Source organism: Corynebacterium kozikiae (assembly GCF_024580965.1).
Taxonomy (GTDB): domain Bacteria; phylum Actinomycetota; class Actinomycetes; order Mycobacteriales; family Mycobacteriaceae; genus Corynebacterium; species Corynebacterium kozikiae.
This window is the reverse complement of record NZ_JANIKJ010000002.1, coordinates 20,715-36,985: the sequence shown is the minus strand read 5'-3', so window position 1 is coordinate 36,985 and position 16,271 is coordinate 20,715. Positions and strand designations below refer to the sequence as shown.

The following is a 16,271-nucleotide window of genomic DNA, read 5'->3' as shown; positions in this document are numbered from 1 at the left end:
GGCGAGCATGGAGAAAACCACCGTATCAACCGGAAAGGTACTGCCACATGGCACGTCTAGCTGGTGTGGACCTCCCACGCAACAAGCGTATGGAGGTTGCACTCACCTACATTTACGGCATCGGCCCAGCCCGTGCTGCACAGCTTCTCGAGGAGACCGGCATCTCCCCAGACCTGCGCACCGACAACCTCAGCGATGAGCAGCTCTCTGCTCTGCGTGACGTCATCGAAGCAACCTGGAAGGTGGAGGGTGACCTTCGCCGTCAGGTCCAGGCTGACATCCGCCGCAAGATTGAGATCGGTTGCTACCAGGGTCTGCGCCACCGTCGCGGACTGCCCGTTCGTGGCCAGCGCACCAAGACCAACGCTCGTACGCGTAAGGGTCCTAAGAAGACGATCGCCGGAAAGAAGAAGTAATTCATGCCTCCTAAAGCACGCACTGGCGCGCGCCGCACTGGCCGCCGCGTCGTAAAGAAGAATGTGGCCGCCGGCCACGCATACATCAAGTCCACCTTCAACAACACCATTGTGTCCATCACGGACCCACAGGGTGCTGTGATTGCATGGGCATCCTCCGGCCACGTTGGCTTCAAGGGTTCCCGTAAGTCCACTCCATTCGCGGCTCAGCTCGCTGCTGAGAACGCAGCCCGCAAGGCAATGGAGCACGGCATGAAGAAGGTTGACGTCTTCGTGAAGGGCCCAGGTTCCGGCCGCGAGACCGCAATCCGCTCCCTGCAGGCCGCAGGCCTGGACGTCACTTCGATTTCCGACGTCACCCCTCAGCCATTCAACGGCTGCCGCCCACCAAAGCGTCGTCGCGTTTAATAAGGAAAGGAAAGGTCACTTACTATGGCTCGTTACACCGGCCCAGCAACCCGTAAGTCCCGCCGCCTGCGCGTCGACCTCGTCGGCGGAGACATGGCGTTCGAGCGTCGTCCTTACCCACCAGGTCAGGCTGGTCGCGCTCGCATCAAGGAGTCTGAGTACCTCCTCCAGCTTCAGGAGAAGCAGAAGGCTCGTTTCACCTACGGCGTGCTGGAGAAGCAGTTCCGCCGTTACTACGCAGAGGCAAACCGCCTCCCAGGCAAGACCGGTGACAACCTGGTTATCCTCCTGGAGTCCCGCCTGGACAACGTTGTGTACCGCGCTGGTCTGGCTCGCACCCGCCGCCAGGCACGCCAGCTCGTTTCCCACGGTCACTTCACCGTGAACGGCAAGAAGGTCAACGTGCCTTCTTTCCAGGTCTCCCAGTACGACATCATCGACGTTCGTGAGAAGTCCCAGAAGATGGTGTGGTTCGAAGAGGCTCAGGAGAACCTTGTCGACGCCGTTGTGCCTGCATGGCTGCAGGTTGTACCGGCAACCCTGCGCATCCTCGTGCACCAGTTGCCCGAGCGCGCTCAGATCGACGTTCCGCTGCAGGAGCAGCTCATCGTCGAGCTTTACTCGAAGTAATCCCTTACTTCACGCACTACCTCGACGTTTGCCCAGGTGGTGTGGGAATACTTCCAACAACCAAGTGTCATTCTTTTGTAAAGGCTTTACCCACCGCCAGGTGGGGCAGGTCTTATAGACGTCAAATAGTGGTCGTCAATTGAGGAGAATCAATCCATGCTCATTTCTCAGCGCCCAACTCTTACCGAGGAAGTCATCGACTCCGCACGCTCGAAGTTCATCATCGAGCCACTGGAGCCAGGCTTTGGCTACACCCTTGGTAACTCGCTGCGTCGCACCCTGCTGTCTTCCATCCCAGGTGCAGCGGTGACCAGCGTCAAGATCGACGGTGTGCTCCACGAGTTCACCACGATCAACGGTGTCAAGGAGGACGTCTCTGACATCCTGCTGAACATCAAGGGCCTGGTGCTTTCCTCTGAGTCCGACGAGCCCGTGGTCATGTACCTGCGCAAGGAAGGCGCAGGCGTGGTGACGGCCGGCGACATCGAAGCACCTGCAGACGTAGAAATCCACAACCCGGATATGGTCATTGCAACGCTCAATGACACCGGCCGTGTGGATATCGAGCTCGTTGTTGAGCGTGGCCGCGGCTATGTGCCCGCTACTTTGAACTCCGGCACCGGTGAGATCGGCCGCATCCCCGTGGACCAGATCTACTCCCCAGTGCTCAAGGTCAGCTACAAGGTTGAGGCAACCCGTGTGGAGCAGCGCACCGACTTTGACAAGCTGATCATCGACGTGGAAACCAAGAACTCCATCGCTCCTCGCGATGCGCTTGCTTCCGCCGGCAAGACCCTCGTTGAGCTCTTCGGCCTGGCCCGTGAGCTCAACGTGGCAGCCGAAGGCATCGAAATCGGCCCCTCCCCACAGGAGACCGAGTACATCGCTGCATATGGCATGCCAATCGAGGACCTGAACTTCTCCGTTCGTTCCTACAACTGCCTGAAGCGTCAGGAAATCCACACCGTTGGTGAGCTCGCTGAGTGCACCGAATCGGACCTGCTGGATATCCGCAACTTCGGTCAGAAGTCGATCAACGAGGTGAAGATCAAGCTCGCCGGCCTTGGCCTCACCCTCAAGGATGCACCTGAAGATTTCGATCCAACCCAGCTCGAGGGCTACGACGCCGCAACCGGCGACTACATCGACATGGATCTGGAAGATTCCGAGTAAAACCCCATCAGGGTTCCCGGCCCAGCGCTGCGAACCCACGCGCTCAACACAATCCGTACACGAGGAGTAAACAATGCCTACCCCTAAGAAGGGCGCCCGCCTCGGCGGTTCCGCGAGCCACCAGAAGCACATTCTGTCCAACCTCGCAGCTTCGCTGATCCAGCACGGCGCCATCAAGACCACGGACGCAAAGGCTAAGCTGCTGCGCCCATACGTGGAAAAGATCATCACCAAGGCAAAGGCCGGCACCGTTGCCGACCGCCGCAACGTGCTCAAGCTCATCCCGAACAAGGAAGTTGTGACCTACCTGTTCAACGAGCTCGCACCAAAGTTCGAGGGCCGCGAGGGTGGCTACACCCGCATCGTGAAGCTCGAGAACCGCAAGGGTGACAATGCCCCAGTGTCCCAGATTTCCCTGGTGCTGGAGGAGACCGTTTCCACCGAAGCAACCCGCGCAACCCGCGCTGCAGCTTCCAAGAAGGCTGAAGAAGCAGAGGCTGCAAAGGCTGAAGAGACCGAGGCTCCCGAAGCTGAGGCTGAAGCTACCGAAGCTGCTGAAGCTACTGAAACTTCCGACGAGAAGTAATTGCACACATCCAGGCGCTAGGGCGAAAGCCCTGGCGCCTTTTGTGTTTTCCCCCTCATGAGCTTTCCCATTGCTCATGAGGGATATACCATAGGGGGTATAAGAATCCGTCTTTGTTCATGAGGGGAATATTATGCGCCCAAACGAATCAACCGCCGACCGCTCCATCCGTGGCATCCTCGCCGTCGTACTTGCTGGTATCGCAGCTTTTAGCGGCTTGGCAACGGTCTGGCAGGTCGTGCTTTACGTTGTCGCCGCAATTTTGGCGGTCACCGCCGTGGTGGGCTTCTGCCCGCTGTATAAGCTGGTGAATTTCTCCTCCAGGAAGTAACTGACCAGTATTGGGGGAGTTCTCGGTGGCCTCCTGCGTGGTAGTGTCGTAGCGTTCAGCATCGCGCGCGGGAGGAAAGGGTCGCAATTGGGAGATCAGCTCAACGCCGAAAGCCCCCTCATGAGAGTGCGCTTGGACTTGGCGTACGACGGCACCGACTTCCACGGTTGGGCCCGCCAGAGTGGCTCGGACCTCCGCACCGTCCAGATGGTTCTGGAAGACGCCCTCACGTTGATCCTGCGGGAGCCAATCGAGCTTACTGTGGCAGGGCGTACCGACGCTGGCGTGCATGCCGCGGGCCAGGTGGCACATTTTGACGTCTCTGAGGGGGCCCTCGCCCAGCGTAGTATCGCCGGTGACCCTGGAAACCTGGTCCGTCGGCTGGCCAGACTCTTGCCAACGGATGTCCGCGTTACCCAAGCTGCGGCTGCCCCTGAGGGTTTTGACGCCCGCTTTTCCGCCCTGCGTAGACACTATGTGTACCGCGTGAGCACGCATCCGCGGGGTGCGCTGCCCACCCGAGCACGAGACACCGCCTCATGGGCAAAACGCGTGGACCTCACTGCGATGCAATTGTTTGCAGACCAACTGGTGGGGCTCAATGATTTCGCCGCATTCTGCAAGTACCGCGAAGGTGCCACTACGATTCGCGACCTTCAGGTGTTCCAGTGGCGCGACGTGTCTACCGCCCTTGAACCACTGACATTTGAGGCCACCGTAGTGGCAGATGCCTTCTGTTGGTCCATGGTTCGCTCCCTGGTTGGGGCGTGCCTGGTGGTGGGCGAAGGTAAGCGCGACGCAGCCTTTGCAGCAAATCTGCTGCAAGAAAAGTCTAGGAGCTCCAAGGTGCCGGTGGCCCCTGCCTGCGGATTGTCTCTGGTGCAGGTGGATTACCCCAGTGATGAGCTACTCGCGGCACGCAGCCTGGAAACTCGCGCCATGCGAACCCAACAGGATCTTTCCAGCTAGGTTCGTGCACCGCCCGGGCAGATTGAAAAATAATCTAGTCCTCCATGGAACCATCGGGGCCGAATTGCAGTCTAAGTATGGTGGGCACAAAATTTTGTGTGCACGGTGTTTCGCTTGTTTACGGGCAGGATTCGGGCAGGGATTCTGACACCTTACAAGCGAATGTCATTGGTGATCGGGGGATTGGGGGTACCTATGGGCAGAGTACGGCCTACCACAAAGGCACAGGTCTCTGGGCATAAGTTTTTGATGCGCCGGGTGGAATTGGGGCTTTTGGTCGGCGATATCCGCATGATTCACGACCCCATCGCCGCCCGCATGCGCGCCACAGTGTTTGGGTTGGCTGCAACGGTGTTGCTGTGCTTGGGCGCGGGTGCCCTGGCATTGCTGCAGCCGCAGCGCGATCCAGGTGATGCTTTGGTACTAGCCTCTGAGCATGGCCAGTTGTATGTGCGCCAGGAGCAAACCCTGTTTCCGGTGCCAAACCTCACCTCCGCGCGCCTGATCGTGGGGCAGCCGGCACAGCCCGCGAAGGTATCACACAAGGTGCTGCAGCGCTATCAGGTGGCGCAGCCGGTGGGTATCGTCGATGCGCCGAACATCCTGGCCCCCAGCGATGCCGCTTTGGGTTGGGCGGTGTGTACCGACCAGCAGCCACGCCCGCGCACGGATTCGCAGGCGCCGGTGGTGCTCGCGCAGCGCCAGATCGACCGAACGGGGGAGGACTTCGCCGAGTTTCTCACGGACCTCGGCCCACACCAAGCCATTTACGCTACCGTCGCTTCCGGCGACTACCTGGTCACCGCGCATGGGCGCTTCCTCCTCCCGGCCGCCGACACCGACCACGGCCGCATGCTTCGCCGCGCCCTCCAAATCCCAATCGCGAGCCAGCACTGGAGCCCGCCAGAAGAAATCCTCGCCACGATCCCGGAGGAACCCGCGCTGCACATCCCGCAACACGGGCAACTCTGGAACACCGACGCCGGCCCCTTCTGGTTTACCGACACTGGCGCCACCCAGATCAGCACGTTTCAAGCAGACCTCCTGCGCGCGGCGGGCCTGGAACAGCGATTCGTCTCAGCCGCCGAACTCGCGGCGACCTCCGTCGGCACCGACGAGCTCCCCCTCCCCACCGAAGCCCCCTCATGGGCACCAGCAACGGGAGTGTGTGTCCTCGCCGAGCCCGAAAGCCCGCCCGCGCAGGACCTTGGAGCGCTGCCGACGCCCGGCGGCTCAAAGGTGCGGGTGAGCATTGCCGACGTCGCCAGGCGTCCCCTCGACCAAGGCGCCGTAGCGCTGCACGGTGGGCAGGTGGCCACACATTTTGCGGCCGTTGGGCAGGCCGTCGCGGTGGCCACCGGAAACGGGGTGCATGTGGTCAGCGAACATGGGCAACGTCACCGCGTGGACCTCGACATGCTCTCAGCCTTGGGCATCGAGCAAGTGCACCACATTCCGTGGCCGATGCTTGCCCTGCTGCCGGAAGGCACGGAGCTGAGCACCGCCGAAGCCCTGCGCCCCCTCATGGACAAATCTGCAGCCTAGCCACTCTTGTTCGCTAGGCTCGCTTATTCCTTGCGGTGTAGACTTGCGGCAGTTGCGCACATCGCTGCGCGCGGGTTTGGAAGCTGCAGTTGGCGCATGGAAAGGGAGGCGAGCACCGGTTGAGTTCCATGCGCGAAAAAATCGCTGGCCACATTGACAACTTCCAGCGCCGCCACCACAACGCCAAGAAACACCGCTTCGGATTTCTGGTGCGCCCGTTGGTGCTGTCCCTCGGCTGGCTCGTCTTCGCCATTGGTCTGATTACCGTGCCGCTGCCGGGCCCTGGTTGGCTCACCGTGTTTGTGGGCGTGGCCATCTTGTCGCTGGAGCTGCGCTGGGCGAGCAGGGTTTTGGCGTGGGGTGTGCGTCAATATGACCGCTTCTTCACTTGGTACCGAGTGCAACCGCGGAAAACTCGCTACTCCCTCATCGGTGCGACCTGGGTCATGGTGTGGATCGCGATGGGCGGCATCGCTTTCGGCATGTGGAAAGCGGGCGTCGCTCCGGTATTAGACCCCGTAATGGCCCAGGTCATGCAGGCCGTGCCGTAGGCATATTGATCTACTAGGTGTTCTGTTCCTGATCGAGGTTCTGAAACACTTCTTGGGCCGCAAAAGTGGCATTGAGTGCTCGGGGAAAGCCGCAGTAAACAGCCGCATGGAGAAAACTTTCGGTGATTTCTTCTCGGGTAAGACCAACGTTTAGAGCTGCGTTGATATGTACCTTCAGCTGCGGTTCGCAGCCTCCCAGGGCAGTCAAGGCCCCTAAGGTCACTAACTGCCGACTGCGGGGATCGAGGCCAGGCCGGTCATAGATGTCGCCGAACGCGAATGCAGCGATGTGGTGGCCGAGTGCGGGGCTGATGTCGGCGAGCGAGTCGATGACCGCCTCACCAAGGTGTCCGTCAATGCGGGAGAGAACGTCTTGGCCGTGCTTGCGGCGAGCGATGTTCTCAGAGGAGTTGATGTCATTCTGGGCCGTGGTCATGGGGTGGGTCCTTCGGTGTAGACGGAAATTTTGTATTCGGTGGCGGCAAGAGACAGTTGCAGCTGGGCGATTTGAAGACGCAGAGAATCGCGGTGATCCAGGAGCAAGGCGAGCCGTTCAGGTACGGTATCGGGCCCGGCGTCGGCCAGTTGGATGTAGCGCTGCAGAACTGCAATCGGCATGCCAGAGATGCGCATACGGGTGATGAACACGAGCCGGCGTACCGACGCCGCGTCGTACCTTCTATGCCCAGAACAATCCCTTTGGACGGTGAGCAGCCCGATGCGTTCGTAATAGCGCAGCGTGTGCGGGCTTACTCCAAGGTGGCGTGCAGTTGTGCTGATGTCCCATGCGGTGGTCTGGTCATCGCGGACTAAGTCTTGGAGCGCCGCAACGTCCACACCACTTGGGGGATCCACTGCGAGCCGTAACGCTTCGATCAGTGCCTTTTCTTCCATACCGACGACACTAAGACTTTGAGCGCGCTCAAAGTCAACCTTTCTCGGTCAGTCACGCGTTGGCCGCACGCTCAATGCCGCTGAAATTGTTTTGCGGCAGCCGTAATTGCCATTACCACCAAGGCCATCGCTACAGCCCACAGTCCGAGGCTGGGCAGTGGGGCAGCGGGGCCCACAGCCTCAACAACCTCCCCCTCATGAACACAGGTAGCACATTTGTCCATGAGGGGGGTTGTGATGGAGCGCGTGGGGTCAACCGCCCCAGTGGCCGGGTCTACGGAGTCGAATAGCGCCTGGCGGATTTCTGCGGCGCTGGCGTGTGGGTGGCGTTGTTTGAGGAGGGCGGCGGTGCCGCTGACGACGGGCGCCGCGAAACTCGTGCCCACGAATGGCACGATTGCGTCTTGCTGCGCGAGCCCCATGGCGTGTGATTGTCCATGAGGGTGGAGGGCGGCTGGGACTTCGCCGCGGGCGGCGAGTGTGGGGTGTGGTGAGCTGAGGGCGTAGTCGGCGATTTGGTACGGGTTTGCCAGTGCACGTACGCCCACCACGGTAGGCAGGTGCGCGGGGAAGACTTGGTTGCCGTCTTGGCAACTTGGCGAGGTGTTGCCTGCTGCGGCGATGACTACGGTGCCGCGGGCTTCGGCCTGTGCGAGTGCTTCCTCAAGTGGGCTGAGGTCAACTGCAATTCCGGCGGGAACGCAGGAGACGACGGAGATGTTGATGACGTGGGCGTCGTGGGCCAGGGCCGATTGGATCGCTTGGGCGAGGCTGCCGAGGTTGCCTTGCGGGTCTTGCTCGGCAACGGCGCTAGTGTGTTTGATGGCGATGATTTGCGCGTCCGGCGCAACACCGCGCGGCCCACCCGCAACGCCACCTCGCGCCGCGATCACCCCGGCGACGATTGTGCCGTGGGCGTCGCAATCGTCGAAGGCGCCTTGGCTCGCGGTGGGCACGAAGTTGCCCCCGTCGATGACCTCCCCGAGGTCGGGGTGGGCAGCTACACCGGTGTCGATCACTGCAACCCGCACACCAGCCCCCGTGGCAAAGCGATGGGCCGCGGCGTATTCATCCGCGATGTCGAGTTGCTGTGCGATGGCATGTTCGTTCGCCTCCACTGGTTGGGCGCAGCGGCGTTCCTGCGCCCAGGCTTCCACCGGCCAGCCAACTCCCACTCCCACTCCCACCGCTACCATCGCAGCGCACAGCACCCGGCCCGCCACCGCGGCAGCGCCCCTTACCCGAGCCACGGTTACAGTCCCCTGATGAGGTCAACAACGCCCACTACGGTGGCTGCGAGCGGGAACGTCATCGCCACGCAGAGCGCTTCGGCGCGTTCCCACCACACCACGGTGGTCGGCGCGAGGTCGTCCAGCAGGTGCTGCCACAGCGGCCCGGTCACCGCGACCAGCCCGCCAAGCACTACCACGGCACTCATCGCCCAATGCACGCCCTGCACGTTAGCGGCCGCCGCAAGCAATCCGCCGAGCCCGAGCAACCAAATGCACCAGCCACACAACGGGCTGCGATGCCTCGCCGCATGCATCACGCACGCCAGCGCGGTGGCAAGGCACAACAGCGTCACGCTCCACCCGCGCCCCTGCGCGAGCACAAAAAGTGCAGGTAAACAGGTGCACACGATTCCCAGTAGGATGCCGCCGTGCAGCTCATGAGCCTGCTTCGCCTGCGTCTCCAGCACGTCTTGGGGCGTCCCGGGGTCCGAATGTTCCAACGTATCCCCGGCGCTCGGCAGCCTGGGCACGCGCAGCCCCGAGACACGTGTAGCAACCGCCGGCGCCACACTCATCAGCACCAGCCCACAAAACAGCGCTCCCGCGGCAAGCGGCACCATCACGCCCGCAGGATCACTCTCCGCGTAGGGGTAAAGCAGGCCCACGAGCAGGCTGAATGTGAGAATTCCTAACGACGCTGCCAGCGCCGCAATCGCCAACGCGGGAACGCGGAGCAAGGCCGCAGCGATCACCGTGGCCGCCGCCGCGCCGAGCGCGGCAGCCACCGCAGCGGCCGAGCGGCCGCTGCCAAGCTGCTCCAGCAAGGCTGAGGGGAGGTCTTCAATGCGGGTGCTGGGGCCGAGCATTGCGAGGCACATCGTTGCTCCCGCGAACAATGTTGCCGCCACCGCGAGCAATGCCGTGCGCCGTGCCCACGTCATCGCCCCTGCAGTGGTCAGGGATGCTGCCGCCCAGTAGGCGTCGGCAATGGGTAGAGGTAACCCCCGTGCCGCGATGAGCATGCCCAAAAGCCCCGCCAAGCTGGCCGTATCTACAGCGAAGCGCATCATGGGTGCCTGTTCGGCTTCGTGGGCGAGGGCCTCGGCGGCGTCGCGGACCACGGGCGGGGACACCGGGCGCTGAGGGCGCAGGTAGAGGACCATGCCCTGGGAGAGGCCCAGCTCGGAAAGCGGTACGTGGTTGGGCAGGACCGTCCCGGAGGGGCTGGCGAATTGCCAGGGGCGGTCTACCTGCGGTGCTTCGAGGAGGCCGAGGAGTTCACTGATGGCTTCGTCGAAGCAAGCTGTTGCCGGGATGGATACGTCCACGCTGCGCCGCGTGCGCGCCCTTGGCAAATCAAGGCGAACATGCAGGCGATAATCCACCCCTTGATCAATCCCAGAAGCTACTGGTGCAGACATTATCCTTCCCCCAAAAATCTGTGCCCCACCAGGGAAAACTTGCCCCAATTCGAGGTTTGTTCCCCCTGAGGTTGCCCCCTTGCGCATGTGTGCGCCCTACCTTTAGCGCACATTCTGGCTTAGAATTGCCACCGTGTCCACCCTTGGGGGAGCGCCAGGGGAACAAGCGCAAGCAAGGGTGGCTAGACAAATCACAGAACCAACAGGGGAAAATTACTCGCCCGCTCACCCAAATCCACATGGTGGGGCGTGGCAGAAACGAGGGGGAAATGTCTATCCTGCCTGCAGAAATGCGCCTTGAGGGCAAGCATGTGCGCAGAGAACCGCACGAAAGGGTCGGGAGAGGGGTGCCCAGGGGGTGGCCCGTGCTCGCCTCCTACCCGCATGCCTTTGGCGAGGCGCAGGAAGTGCCACCGGTGGGGATCGGCGACCGAGAGCCAGCACCGCCGCGTCCCCAGGGGGCGTTGGAGCCGCACAAGATTCCGGAAGCACACAAACCGCAGCCGATGAGCCTGCTGCGTGCCTTTTTGCCGGTGATCATGGTTGTTGCCATCCTTGGAATGGTGGCGCTCATGGTGCTTTCCGGGGCGCAGCTCAACCCGATGATGCTGATGTTTCCGCTGATGATGGGCCTCAGTGCGATCATGATGTTTTCTCCGCCCCCGGGGGAGGATACCAACGAGACCCGCCGCACCTACCTGCGCCACCTTGCTGCGCTGCGGGAGCAGGCGCTCGCCAACGCAAGGGCGCAGCGTGAGCACGAGCTGCACTATCACCCCGCGCCGCAGGACCTGCGCGCCAGGGTGGGGACAAGGCGCATGTGGGAGCGCGGTGGGGAGGACCCGGACATGCTCGCGGTGCGCGTCGGCTTGGGCAACACCGCCCTTGAGCCGGGAATCCAGGTGGGGGACCCCGGCGCGCCAGAAGACCTTGATCCCGTGTGTGCGGTGGCGTTGCGCCAACTTGTACGCGCGGTGAACACGGTGGGTGATATGCCGATTGTGGTACAGCTTTCCGCGTTTCCGGTGGTGCAGTTTTTGGGTGAGCATGCCCGGGATGCGGCGAGGGCGGTGATCGCTCAGATCGCGGTGCACCATGGGCCGGAGGCGGTGGGTTTGCACGCTGTTGGCCTCACCGGCGCTGGGGCGCAATGGGGGTGGACCAAGTGGCTGCCGCACACCCGAAACATTGAGCACGTGCAGGCAAAGATCCTGCTCATTGATGGTGAGGTGGACGTGGACCCGGCGCTACTGAATCAGGGGTGGGCGTGCATTGTGGTGGCCGGCGCGGTGCAAAATGCGGATTTGGCCAAGCGTGCGGAGCTGGAGGGGTTGGTGTTGCGTTGCGGGCCCAAGTTGGAGGTGGAAACGGAAGATGGGGTAGAAGAGCTTGGAGTGCCGGACCGGCTTTCGGAGGTGCAGGCGGAGCTGTTGGCTCGCTCGATGACCGGGTTCAAACGCCCCTCGAGCCACGGCCGCAGTACCAATGACCTGCGCAAACTGTTGGGTATTGGGGAGATTACGGCCAAGGAACTCGCGCGGCAGTGGGTGCCGCGAGGGAAGCGGCGGCTCAGCGTGCCCATTGGGTTGAGTAACCACGGTGCCCCGCTGGTGGTGGACATCAAGGAATCCGCTCATGGTGGGCAGGGGCCACATGGATTGTGCGTGGGTGCAACTGGTAGTGGCAAGAGTGAGCTGCTGCGCAGCCTGGTGGTGGCGATGGCGGCTACGCACAGCCCTGACGACCTCAATTTTGTGCTGGTGGATTTCAAAGGTGGCGCCACATTTCTTGGGTTGGAGCATTTGCCGCACACGTCGGCGGTGATCACCAACCTTTCCGAGGAGGCGGTGCTGGTGGAGCGTATGCATGATGCCCTCGCTGGAGAGATGCACCGCAGGCAGGAAGTGTTGCGCCAGGCGGGCAATTTTGCCAACGCCACCGAATACAATCAGGCGCGCTCACGCGGTGAGGATCTGGAGCCAATGCCGGCGCTGTTCGTAGTGGTAGACGAGTTCTCCGAGCTGCTTGGCCAGCACCCAGATTTCGCGGACCTTTTCGTGGCCATCGGCAGGCTTGGGCGCTCGCTGCACATCCATCTGCTGCTCGCTAGCCAGCGTTTGGAGGAAGGCAGGCTTCGTGGCTTGGAGTCGCACCTCAGTTATCGCATCGGGTTGAAAACATTTTCGGCGGCGGAATCGCGCCAGGTGCTGGGTATTCCCGACGCCTACCAGTTGCCCAGCAAGCCGGGTACTGGATTTTACAAAACGAGTGCTGAGGCGCCCGTGGGTTTCCGTGCCGCCTACGTTTCCGGACCGTTGATGTTGGAGGCGCACAACCCCCAAGGTGTTGGCAAAGTACGCCGTTTCGATGGCTGGGACAGTTACACCCTTGGCGGGCCAAGCGCAGAGGCGGAGGCGGCCTCAGCGGAAGCTTCAGCGGAAACGGCCTCCCCAACCTCTCTTGTCCCGGACCCGCGTGGAGTGAGTATGCTCGGCGCTTTTGTGCAAGCAGCGGCTGAACTCGGGGAGCAAATGGGCAGTGCCGCGCGCAAGATTTGGCTGCCGCCGCTGCCCAAGGAGTTGCCCACCGCGCATGTGGTGCAGGGGTATCAGCGGGATCCGCAGGGCCTGCTGCGGGTCCCGTTGGGCATTTTGGATCGCCCGTTTGAACAGCGTCAAGACACCCTTGTTGCAGACCTGCGTGGCGCCGGCGGCCATGTGGTGGTCTGCGGCGGGCCGCAGACCGGCAAGTCTACGGTGTTGCGTGGGCTCATGTTGGGTGCTGCGGTGATGCACACGACTGCGCAGATGCGGATGTATGTCCTCGACCTCGCGGGCACCGCGCTAGCCTCTACCGCCAGGTTGCCGCACGTTGCGGGCGTGGCGCACCGGGGCGAGGAGGAAAAAGTCCACCGCGTGATCGATGAGGTCATGGGCATCCTGCGGGCAGCGGACTCTGGTTCCGGCACCGGAACCGGAACGGGCACCGGAACCGGCGGCAATGGGCAGCACACCTTGCTTGTGATCGACGGCTGGCACGCACTCGCCCAAGATTTTGAAGAACGCATGGATGATCTGGCAACCATCGCCGCGGACGGCCTCGCGGTGGGAGTGCATTTGGTGGTGAGCATGCCGCGTTGGAGTGCGATGCGTCCCACGGTCCGGGACCTCATGAACACCCGCTACGAACTCAAACTGGGTGAGGCTCTGGACTCACTGATTTGTAGGAAAACGCAAGAAAAGCTCCCCGCACTGCCGGGGCGTGGGATTACCACGGATAAGGAAATGGTGCTCTTCGGCTTGTGCTCAACCCAAGATGTGGTGCATGTGGCCCAAATGTGCGCGCAGCAACCCAGGGTGGAAGCACTCAAAATGTTGCCGCAAACGGTGGACTTGGCCTCGCTGCTTCGCGGGCAGAGCGCCGAGGCTGCAACACAGCAGATCACCTTGGGGATGGGTGGCCCGGACCTCGCGGCGTTGGGTTGGGATTATCAGGCTACGGGCCACCTGGTGTGCGTCGGTGGGCAGGGCAGCGGCAAGTCCACACTCCTTGCCACTGTGCTCACCCAAGTGTGCAACCATGGGAAAGAGCAGGCGCGCGTGGTGTTGGTGGATCACCGCCGCACCCACCTTGGGGCGTTTCCTCAGGAAATGCTCGCGGCGTACAGCGCCACCACGAGCGCAACGGAGGAGGCACTCGCGGCGGCGGCGGTGACATTGCGCGGGCGTTTGCCCAGCCCAGAGATCACCGCGCAGCAACTGAAAGAGCGAAGTTGGTGGCAAGGCCCAGAAATCTTCCTGGCAATCGATGACCTCGACCTCGTCCCCGAACACCTTCTTCACGAATTCGTGGAACTCATCCCGCACGCCCGTGACATTGGCCTGCACATCATCATCGCCCGCAAAATCGGCGGCGCCACCCGTGCCCTCTACCAGCCGTTTCTTCAGGCGCTGCGCGACCAATCACCCACGGCAGTGGTCTTGTCCGGGGAGCGTGACGACGGGCCCATCTTCGGCGTCCGCCCAAGCGCCCAGGGGCCCGGTCGCGGCAGCCTGGCGGTGCGGGGCAAAGTGCTGGGCGCCATCCAAGTAGCGCGCCCCGAAGCCCACCCAACCCAAGCATTGGAGGTGACACCATGAGCACGGCAAGCACGCAGCCCGCACACCTTCTGGAGGGGGTCACCGTCACCGTGCTGGAAGCCGCAACGGTGGTGGAAGGGATCGACACCTTCTACCGCTACGACCTGCCCGGAACCGGCATCGTAGAAGGCTGGGCGGTGCAGGCCACGGTGGAACAAATTGAACAAGCTGCAGGCGAGGCATGGCCCCACGTGGAGGTTGAACTGCTCGGCATGGAGCAAGCTGTTGCCGCGCTTGCAGTGGCACTCAAAGGCACAGGGGCAGTGGTGCCTGGCATCGCCGCTCCACCCAAACACGAACTCAACGAGCCACCACCAGCACCAACCCGGGCGAGCACCCCACCACGCAATTCCCAAGGTGCCGCCGCTTCTGGCTGGCGCGCCGGGCTGAAACCCGTGCACGGTGTCATCGCCTGTGTGCTCATCGGCGCCGCAGTGATCTCCTCAGTTGCCCTGCGTGGGATGAGCGCTCCAGCGGCTGAATCAGTGAGTTCTGCCGCCGTGCCGACGTCGACAAGCGCCGCACCCATCACCGCTGCTCCCGCGCGCAGCCAGGCAGTGGTCTACGAGCGGGCTGCGTTACGAGTGGAGCTGCCAGGCGGCTACGAGCTCAGCGAACCTGAGCACCTGCCGGGAACCGTGATGGCCACCGGACCTGACCCCAACCTGCGCGTCTTGCTGCACGCCGACCTCACCGCCGGCGCCGGGGTGGATGAGGTGCTCGCCGAGGTCAAGCTGCTCATCGAACAAGACGAAACGCTGGAACTGCGCACCCCAGGGCACCCGCTGGTATACCTGGAACGCCCCGGCGATGGCAGCGAGGTGGAATGGCACATCCGGGTGGATGCCACACACATGTACTCGGTGGGCTGCCACAGCAAACAGGCCCCCACATTGCCGCAAAAAGCAGCCTGCCGCATGGCCGCAAATAGCCTCCAAGCTCGATAAATGATTGCCTAGAAATTTTTTCAAATTGCAGGGAACCGTTTGGGTGGCCAGACAGTCTAAGTAAGTGGGCCTTGAGCTCAACCGCAGCCCGCAGCCACACAACGTGGCACGGGGCGCCACCATCTCGGGGCGCTACACCAACTAGGGGGAAGCTGCGGGAAACCACAACATTTTCAGGGAGGGAACTCATGTCTGAGCAATTCAGGACAGAAGCCGATGTCATGGTGGCCACCGCTGGCCGCGTAGATGACACCAACGAACAAGTACAAGGCGAACTCAACCGCCTGCGCGGCGTGGTAGATGGCCTGCGTGGCTCCTGGGCGGGCTCCGCACAAACCAGCTTTGACGGCCTGATGGAGCGCTGGAACACCTCCGCCCACGATCTGCGCCAGGCACTCACCGCGATCTCTGACAACATCCGTAGCAACGCCACGAACTTCTCCAATGTGGAAGCGGAAAACGCCGACGCCTTCGCCCAAGTGGGTGGCCAGGGCCTCGCACTCTAAACCACGGGCATTCACAACGCACTGAAATTACAGAAGGGGATAACTTCCATCATGTCCATGATCAAGTATGGCTTTGGCTCCATCGAAGCTGCGGCAACAGACATTCAAAGCACCTCCGGGCGTATCAACTCCCTCCTTGAGGGGCTCAAGGGGCAGATCCGCCCAATGGTGAACACCTGGGAAGGTGAGTCCGCAACCGCGTACCAAGCTGCACAGCAGCAGTGGGATAAGGCGGCAGCGGAACTCAACACCATCCTGGCCACCATCGCCCAGACCGTGCGCGCAGGCAATGACCGCATGAGCGACATCAATCGCCGCGCCGCAGCCTCCTGGGGCTAACCCCCAAGGAGGAGCACAGCAATCCATGCGAAAGATAAGGAGCGCACTATAACGAGAACGAATCCACTGCAGTAGTCACACCCATTACGAAACCCCACTTCAGCTCGGCGGAGCAACCCCATGAACGCACATGGGGAAACCCAAGACAAGCCGTGGCAGGCGAGCCGCCGAAGCGAAGTGGGGT

Annotated in this window: 17 protein-coding genes; 13 read left to right on the top strand and 4 right to left on the bottom strand. The window is 62.3% G+C overall.

The features are described 5' to 3' along the window. Positions 1 to 47 precede the first annotated feature (47 nt). From rpsM to NQ018_RS02080, 9 genes are all read left to right on the top strand, one after another. On the top strand, positions 48 to 416 hold the full coding sequence (gene rpsM, locus NQ018_RS02120) for a 30S ribosomal protein S13 (RefSeq protein WP_257037533.1): 369 nt from the start codon (positions 48 to 50) through the stop codon (positions 414 to 416). Positions 417 to 419: 3 nt separating this feature from the next. Continuing rightward, on the top strand, positions 420 to 824 hold the full coding sequence (gene rpsK / locus NQ018_RS02115) for a 30S ribosomal protein S11 (protein ID WP_257037535.1): 405 nt from the start codon (positions 420 to 422) through the stop codon (positions 822 to 824). Between the two features lie 24 nt (positions 825 to 848). Continuing rightward, complete coding sequence (gene rpsD / locus NQ018_RS02110; RefSeq protein ID WP_257052376.1) at positions 849 to 1,454, top strand: 30S ribosomal protein S4; 606 nt, start codon at positions 849 to 851, stop codon at positions 1,452 to 1,454. 156 nt (positions 1,455 to 1,610) lie between these two features. Then, positions 1,611 to 2,627: a DNA-directed RNA polymerase subunit alpha gene (locus tag NQ018_RS02105; RefSeq protein ID WP_257057995.1), complete on the top strand. Its 1,017-nt coding sequence runs from the start codon at positions 1,611 to 1,613 to the stop codon at positions 2,625 to 2,627. Between the two features lie 73 nt (positions 2,628 to 2,700). Beyond that, positions 2,701 to 3,213, top strand: a complete 513-nt coding sequence (gene rplQ, locus NQ018_RS02100) for a 50S ribosomal protein L17 (protein ID WP_257037538.1) — start codon at positions 2,701 to 2,703, stop codon at positions 3,211 to 3,213. A gap of 133 nt (positions 3,214 to 3,346) precedes the next feature. Then, a complete protein-coding gene (locus tag NQ018_RS02095; protein WP_257057993.1) occupies positions 3,347 to 3,544 on the top strand; it encodes a YgaP family membrane protein in 198 nt (65 codons plus the stop codon). Between the two features lie 120 nt (positions 3,545 to 3,664). Further along, positions 3,665 to 4,513, top strand: coding sequence for a tRNA pseudouridine(38-40) synthase TruA (gene truA / locus NQ018_RS02090; RefSeq protein WP_257058323.1), 849 nt, complete (start codon positions 3,665 to 3,667; stop codon positions 4,511 to 4,513). A 195-nt stretch (positions 4,514 to 4,708) separates the two neighbouring features. Continuing rightward, the gene (gene eccB, locus NQ018_RS02085) at positions 4,709 to 6,058 is read left to right on the top strand and encodes a type VII secretion protein EccB (protein WP_257057991.1); all 1,350 of its coding nucleotides are present in this window, start codon (positions 4,709 to 4,711) and stop codon (positions 6,056 to 6,058) included. A 119-nt stretch (positions 6,059 to 6,177) separates the two neighbouring features. After that, complete coding sequence (locus NQ018_RS02080; protein WP_306428872.1) at positions 6,178 to 6,609, top strand: TIGR02611 family protein; 432 nt, start codon at positions 6,178 to 6,180, stop codon at positions 6,607 to 6,609. Positions 6,610 to 6,622: 13 nt separating this feature from the next. Here NQ018_RS02080 and NQ018_RS02075 read toward each other — a convergent pair whose 3' ends face one another. The 4 genes from NQ018_RS02075 to eccD all read right to left on the bottom strand — a co-directional run bounded on the left by NQ018_RS02075 (position 6,623) and on the right by eccD (position 10,156). Further along, positions 6,623 to 7,045, bottom strand: a complete 423-nt coding sequence (locus tag NQ018_RS02075) for a carboxymuconolactone decarboxylase family protein (protein WP_257057988.1) — start codon at positions 7,043 to 7,045, stop codon at positions 6,623 to 6,625. After that, positions 7,042 to 7,503, bottom strand: a complete 462-nt coding sequence (locus NQ018_RS02070; protein WP_257057986.1) for a MerR family transcriptional regulator — start codon at positions 7,501 to 7,503, stop codon at positions 7,042 to 7,044. The genes NQ018_RS02075 and NQ018_RS02070 overlap by 4 nt, the downstream gene beginning before the upstream one ends. 71 nt (positions 7,504 to 7,574) lie before the next feature. Continuing rightward, the gene (locus tag NQ018_RS02065) at positions 7,575 to 8,753 is read right to left on the bottom strand and encodes a S8 family serine peptidase (RefSeq protein ID WP_257057985.1); all 1,179 of its coding nucleotides are present in this window, start codon (positions 8,751 to 8,753) and stop codon (positions 7,575 to 7,577) included. 2 nt (positions 8,754 to 8,755) lie between these two features. Then, positions 8,756 to 10,156 carry a type VII secretion integral membrane protein EccD gene (eccD, locus tag NQ018_RS02060; protein ID WP_257057983.1) on the bottom strand — a complete coding sequence of 467 codons (1,401 nt, stop codon included), beginning with the start codon at positions 10,154 to 10,156 and terminating at the stop codon, positions 8,756 to 8,758. Between the two features lie 269 nt (positions 10,157 to 10,425). On the opposite strand from eccD, the gene eccCa reads away from it, so the two are divergent. The 4 genes from eccCa (at position 10,426) to NQ018_RS02040 (ending at position 16,087) form a co-directional block, all read left to right on the top strand. Beyond that, complete coding sequence (gene eccCa, locus NQ018_RS02055) at positions 10,426 to 14,295, top strand: type VII secretion protein EccCa (RefSeq protein WP_257057982.1); 3,870 nt, start codon at positions 10,426 to 10,428, stop codon at positions 14,293 to 14,295. Further along, positions 14,292 to 15,242: a type VII secretion-associated protein gene (locus NQ018_RS02050; RefSeq protein WP_257057980.1), complete on the top strand. Its 951-nt coding sequence runs from the start codon at positions 14,292 to 14,294 to the stop codon at positions 15,240 to 15,242. The genes eccCa and NQ018_RS02050 overlap by 4 nt, the downstream gene beginning before the upstream one ends. A gap of 188 nt (positions 15,243 to 15,430) precedes the next feature. Next, positions 15,431 to 15,748 carry a WXG100 family type VII secretion target gene (locus NQ018_RS02045; protein WP_257037891.1) on the top strand — a complete coding sequence of 106 codons (318 nt, stop codon included), beginning with the start codon at positions 15,431 to 15,433 and terminating at the stop codon, positions 15,746 to 15,748. 51 nt (positions 15,749 to 15,799) lie between these two features. Then, on the top strand, positions 15,800 to 16,087 hold the full coding sequence (locus NQ018_RS02040; protein WP_257037890.1) for a WXG100 family type VII secretion target: 288 nt from the start codon (positions 15,800 to 15,802) through the stop codon (positions 16,085 to 16,087). The last annotated feature ends 184 nt before the right edge of the window (positions 16,088 to 16,271 follow it).